The organism is Pontibacter harenae (assembly GCF_020907245.1).
Lineage (GTDB): Bacteria > Bacteroidota > Bacteroidia > Cytophagales > Hymenobacteraceae > Pontibacter > Pontibacter harenae.
The window spans coordinates 1-4,953 of record NZ_JAJJWH010000088.1 but is presented as its reverse complement, the minus strand read 5'-3'; the positions used below and the strand labels follow the sequence as shown (position 1 = coordinate 4,953).

Annotated in this window: 5 protein-coding genes; all 5 read right to left on the bottom strand. The window is 41.3% G+C overall.

Going from position 1 to position 4,953, the window contains the following annotated elements; genetic code table 11:
- Nucleotides 1-448: 448 nt before the first annotated feature.
- Nucleotides 449-2,017, bottom strand: coding sequence for a carboxylesterase/lipase family protein (locus tag LN893_RS20205; protein WP_229973213.1), 1,569 nt, complete (start codon nt 2,015-2,017; stop codon nt 449-451).
- Between the two features lie 156 nt (nt 2,018-2,173).
- Nucleotides 2,174-3,154: an LLM class flavin-dependent oxidoreductase gene (locus LN893_RS20200; protein ID WP_229973212.1), complete on the bottom strand. Its 981-nt coding sequence runs from the start codon at nt 3,152-3,154 to the stop codon at nt 2,174-2,176.
- A gap of 221 nt (nt 3,155-3,375) precedes the next feature.
- Nucleotides 3,376-3,864 carry a PPC domain-containing DNA-binding protein gene (locus LN893_RS20195; protein ID WP_229973211.1) on the bottom strand — a complete coding sequence of 163 codons (489 nt, stop codon included), beginning with the start codon at nt 3,862-3,864 and terminating at the stop codon, nt 3,376-3,378.
- A 5-nt stretch (nt 3,865-3,869) separates the two neighbouring features.
- The gene (locus LN893_RS20190; protein WP_229973210.1) at nt 3,870-4,436 is read right to left on the bottom strand and encodes a PPC domain-containing DNA-binding protein; all 567 of its coding nucleotides are present in this window, start codon (nt 4,434-4,436) and stop codon (nt 3,870-3,872) included.
- Nucleotides 4,437-4,710: 274 nt separating this feature from the next.
- Nucleotides 4,711-4,953: hypothetical protein (locus tag LN893_RS20185; RefSeq protein ID WP_229973209.1), on the bottom strand; the 243-nt coding region annotated here is incomplete at its 5' end.

Here is a 4,953-nt window from a genome sequence, read left to right as displayed (position 1 = left end):
GTTCTGGAATATCGAAGTGGGCGGTTTAGAGGAGTATTAATAAAAAAAGGGGAAGGCTTTTAGCTAAACATCAGCAAGGACCTATCCATTTGCTTCTTGCCAACCTTTCGGTTTAGGTTGAAGATAAAAAAGCACCTTTAGAAAGCTAAAGGTGCTTTTTGGTTATGAAGCAGTTTAAAAGTTTTAACCTGCTTGGTGGCAGTCATGCTTTATTTCTTTGTGTGTCCAATTTTCTGTTTTCGGCCTCTTTTTCTAAAAAGAGGCCGAAAACAGAATCTAAACCCATGCCTCCATCCTGCAATATGCGGTAAGTTGTTCAGGACGACTCATAATTTCAATTCTTTAGCCTTGTATCCTACTATTAGTTTATCCCTGCGTTTTAGGCCATAGATTTGTAGCAATCGTGAAGACGACAGGGTGTTTGTCTGAAATTTATTTCAAGAAATTTTTATTTCGTCGACCGCTGGTAAAGAAATTCTAGCGCATCAAAATAAGGATGTTGGGCTACGGAAGATATGGAGCCAAATACAATAACCTGACCATTGCTGTTAAATTCGGGCCACTGGGAAAGTTTGGGTCCATTAGGGTTGCCACTTCTGGCAAAATTAATCCAATAAGATGACATTAAATTCGCCAATTGTTGATCAGCCTCTTGCAGGGGCCGGTTAAGAAATTTTAAGTTATCATACGCATAAGGCACTTCGGCTGTATGAAAAGCACCATATTCATTGGTTCCGCCAATCTCCGGCACCTGGCGTTTGAAGAAGTACATGTAGGCCTTTGCTTTTCCCTGTTCCTGTTGCATCCGCGCCCAGGCAAAATTCTGAATACCAAATCCGGAGTCGCGGGTAAGGTTATTTGCCGCTATTGTTGCTTCTTTATCATTGGCAGCCGGATATAGCTGCAAAATCATGGCAGCATCATTCCCAAATTGTTTTTGTACCTGCTCCCGGTAACTTGCAAGCGTAGCTGGCTCCTGAAAAAGCACATCTGCCTCATTATAACCTGTAAGCAGGGGAACATGGGTTTGTTTGCCGCCGGCAAAAATAGATGGAACAGAGGTAGGAAGCACATACCCATCAACGATTACTGTTCCCATTCCCTGGTGCAAGGATAGCAACTTTTCTGCGGGTAAGCGGCGCAACTCATGCAGGCTGGCTGCACCGGCAGTTTTTTCAATTTGTAAACCCTTTTGCTCGGCAACGGTTAGCGGTTCCGTTCCGCCAAAAACACCCTTTACTACAAAACCACCACTTTCCGCAATTATCTTGTTAAATAACCCTCTGGCCAATGGACTTGCAGCAAGAACGTTGACGCTCATGGAGCCGGCCGATTGCCCAGCGATGGTTACATTATTTGGGTCGCCACCAAATGCACGTATGTTCTTCTTTACCCATTTCAAGGCAGCGATCTGATCTAAAATACCGTAATTGCCGGAGGCCTGGTGAGCAGATTCTTTTGTCAATTCAGGATGGGCGAAAAAACCAAATATGCCAAGGCGGTAGTTAAATGTAACAAAAACAGCCCCTTTTTTAGCAAATGCTTCGCCATCATAAATAGGTACTGAACCCGACCCACTTACAAACCCGCCGCCATGTATAAAAACAATAACCGGTCTTTTTTCCTTAACTGATTTTGCAGCTGTCCATATATTAAGATAAAGGCAATCCTCACTTATAGCACCATCCTGTGGAATAAGGAATTCTGATGTGTACACGCCAAAAGGTTTGGGTTTGGCCTGGTACGCATTGGGGCTAAAGGTATTAGATTCCCGTATTCCCTGCCAGCTTTCAACCGGCTGAGGAGCCTTCCATCGTAAATTGCCTATAGGTGGAGCGGCATATGGAATCCCCTTAAAAACAAGAACTTCAGGGTCGGTTCCAGCTACACCAGAAATCATTCCATTCTGGATCTTTACTGATTTCACCGAAATCCCATCTTTTTTCTGAGCATCCGCAGAAAATCCAAAAAATAATATCGTTATGATCAGGAATAGTAGCTTTTGATTTTTAAACATGTTCTTTTTTTATTTTTACATGACGTTTCATTTCTGCGAACAAAAGCATAGTTAGAGCTTTTTTAAATTTTAAAGTTCGACCATTGTATCTACAAAATACCCCAAAAACTGAAGGCCTAATGCAACTGCTATATTATTATTTGCAACTGTAAGATATTACAATGCCTCCACTGCTTCTTTCGCAATTTGGTAAGATTTACAGCGGCTTAAAGGGTCATATATCCTGGCATCAATTATCAATTCATCAACTTTGGTAAGTTGTAAAAAAGATTCCAACCAATCTTTAACATTTGATTTGTCGCCAATAGCCGTACAGGCCATTGCTTCAGCTAAGATGGCTTTTTCATTGGCAGTTGTATTTTTAAAGTAATCGGGTTCTGGTTTTGGCAGTAAGCCTGCGTTTCCTGTATATAATTGCACTACCCATTTTTGATGTGAGCTGGCAATCAGGGTAGCTTCTTCAGGAGTATCTGCTGCTATTATATTTACACCCGCTATTACATAAGGTTTTTCCAGAGTAGGTGAAGGTTGAAATAACTTTCTATATAATTGAATAGCGTCCATTAAAAACCGGGGAGCAAAGTGAGAAGCAAAAACATAGGGCAAACCATGCTTAGCAGCATATTCAGCACTGTTTAAACTTGAACCTAAAATATACACTGGTACTTCATGCGGCTCTCGGATTCCCCGGGCGGCTTGCTGGCGGTTATCAGCCAGGTAGTCTGAAATTTCTTTCAGATCTTGCCCAAAATCCCTCTCCAGATTTTTACCTCTGATTGCCCTGATTGCTGGCCCTGCTCCCCCAGGTGCTCTACCCACGCCAAAATCAATTCTTTGCGGAAACATGGTATCTAAAGTGGCAAATTGTTCGGCAACAATCAAAGGAGCATGATTAGGCAACATAACGCCTCCCGACCCTATTCTTATTTTGCTGGTTGCGGCGGCCAGATATTGCATGAGCAAAGTAGTAGCAGAAGATCCTATTCCTGGCATATCGTGATGTTCTGCCACCCAATACCGTTTATAACCAAACGATTCAACAGCCTGAGCCAGCATTTTGGCACCTTCTATGGTATCCAGAAACCTTCGTTCTTCGCCAATCATCATTAAGTCTAAAACAGAAAGTTCTATTTTCATTTTGTATTGTTAAGATTAAACTGTTTAGGTTTTCAATAGTAACATAGAAGCTGTTTAGGGTTTTCGAACAAAGCGGGTATTCTGACGGAGAAATGAGAATCCTACTGCCGTTTCGGCCTTTTTTTAAAGAGGACCGAAACAGCATTAGCCGGAAGGGTTTACTTTGGGCAGAAACACATTGTTCTATAAAACTCTAAACAGCTTTTTATCTAATCATCTATTTAAACGATCATACCTGCCTGGAATTCCTGATCAAGCTTTTTGTATAAAGAGGTTGGCTCTACCGTAACAATTACCTCAAAAGTAGGTCCTACATTGAGTGCCAATAAATGCCCGCCTTTCACTATTCCGTCCCTTAAGGAAGCTGTGGCATGTGCGTGTACGATTGGTTTTTCATTTAACCAGGTTATATTGCCCATAAAGGAAGTTACTTCAGTAATTCCCATTGGAATAACCTGGTATTGCAAGCGGTCAAAATCAAACCATCCCAACTCTAAGCTAAATGCACTTCCTATGCCGTGAAAATGAGCGCTTTTGACATTGTAATTCAGCGCAAATTCTGTTAAACCCGAGACTACCTCATCATTTTTGGAGAAAATCACCATATATGTTCTAACATCCCCTACAGAACTCAATAATTTAACTTTCATGGTAGGTGCCTTACCCGGTTCCACTTCCTGCGATGCGGATCTATATTCTTCTTCCTGCATTACTGTTATTTTTTAATATCCGGGTCAATCAACCCTGCTTGAAATTCTTCATTCAGCTTTTTGTACAAATAGGTTGGTTCCACCGTAACAATAATCTCAAGCGTTGGCCCAACTATTAATTGTAGCAAATGCCCGCCCTTTACTGAACCATCTTTTAAGGAAGCCGTCATGTGGGTGTGGGCTACCGGTTTGTTTTTGTACCAGGCAATATCGCCCGTAAATGAAGTAATTTCGGCTGTATCAATAGGCACAACCAGAAATTGCTTTCGGTTGTAATCGAACCAGCCTACTTCTATATGCATGGCATCTCCTATGGCTTGATAATGACCACTTTTTACGTTATACTTTTCTGCAAATTCTGTCAGTCCGGATACAGCCTCATCCCCTTTAGATAAAATTACCGCGTAGGTCTTAACATCACCAACTGTACTTAGCAATTTAACTTTCATTCCCGGCGCTTTCCCCGGTTCACCGTACTTTGTTGCAGACCTGTATTCTTGTGCCTGAGCACTCATTTGTAGTCCAACTATAATCAAAATAGCCGAAAATAAAATTCTGTATTTCCCTTTCATTTTTGTGTATTTAATGCCTGCTTATGTAGGCTGTGACAAACTAATTCCTGCTGATTATCAGCATATTTAATTTAAATATCTGCTTACATTAGAATGGAATTTTATAGCAGTTGGATTGAATAAAAATGATCTAAACTTATGTACGTAATAACTAAGGGCTCATACTGAATTTTTTCTTCTGATTTTGAATATTAGGTTACCTGAAGATTCTCAAATTGCTGATCATTTTTTTTCATGCGGACTTCTTTCCAATTCCGCCAAATGCCAGCGCCGGTTATCCCCGCGGAGGCGTAAACATCCGTTTGTTCCAATGTAAATAGGTTTTGCTGATGGAAGGGACCGTCAAGACAAGAAAAGCAACAATAGCCAGGATGATTGCCAGCGTCATAAAGACTGCCCTGTTTGTTAACAGTTGCGTTTGCAGGGATAAGTTTTGGCCGATTGCTTTCATGGCAAGAGCTGAGGCTTGCTCAGCGGTAAACCCTTTAGCTGCATATAACTGCCGATATGTAGCTAT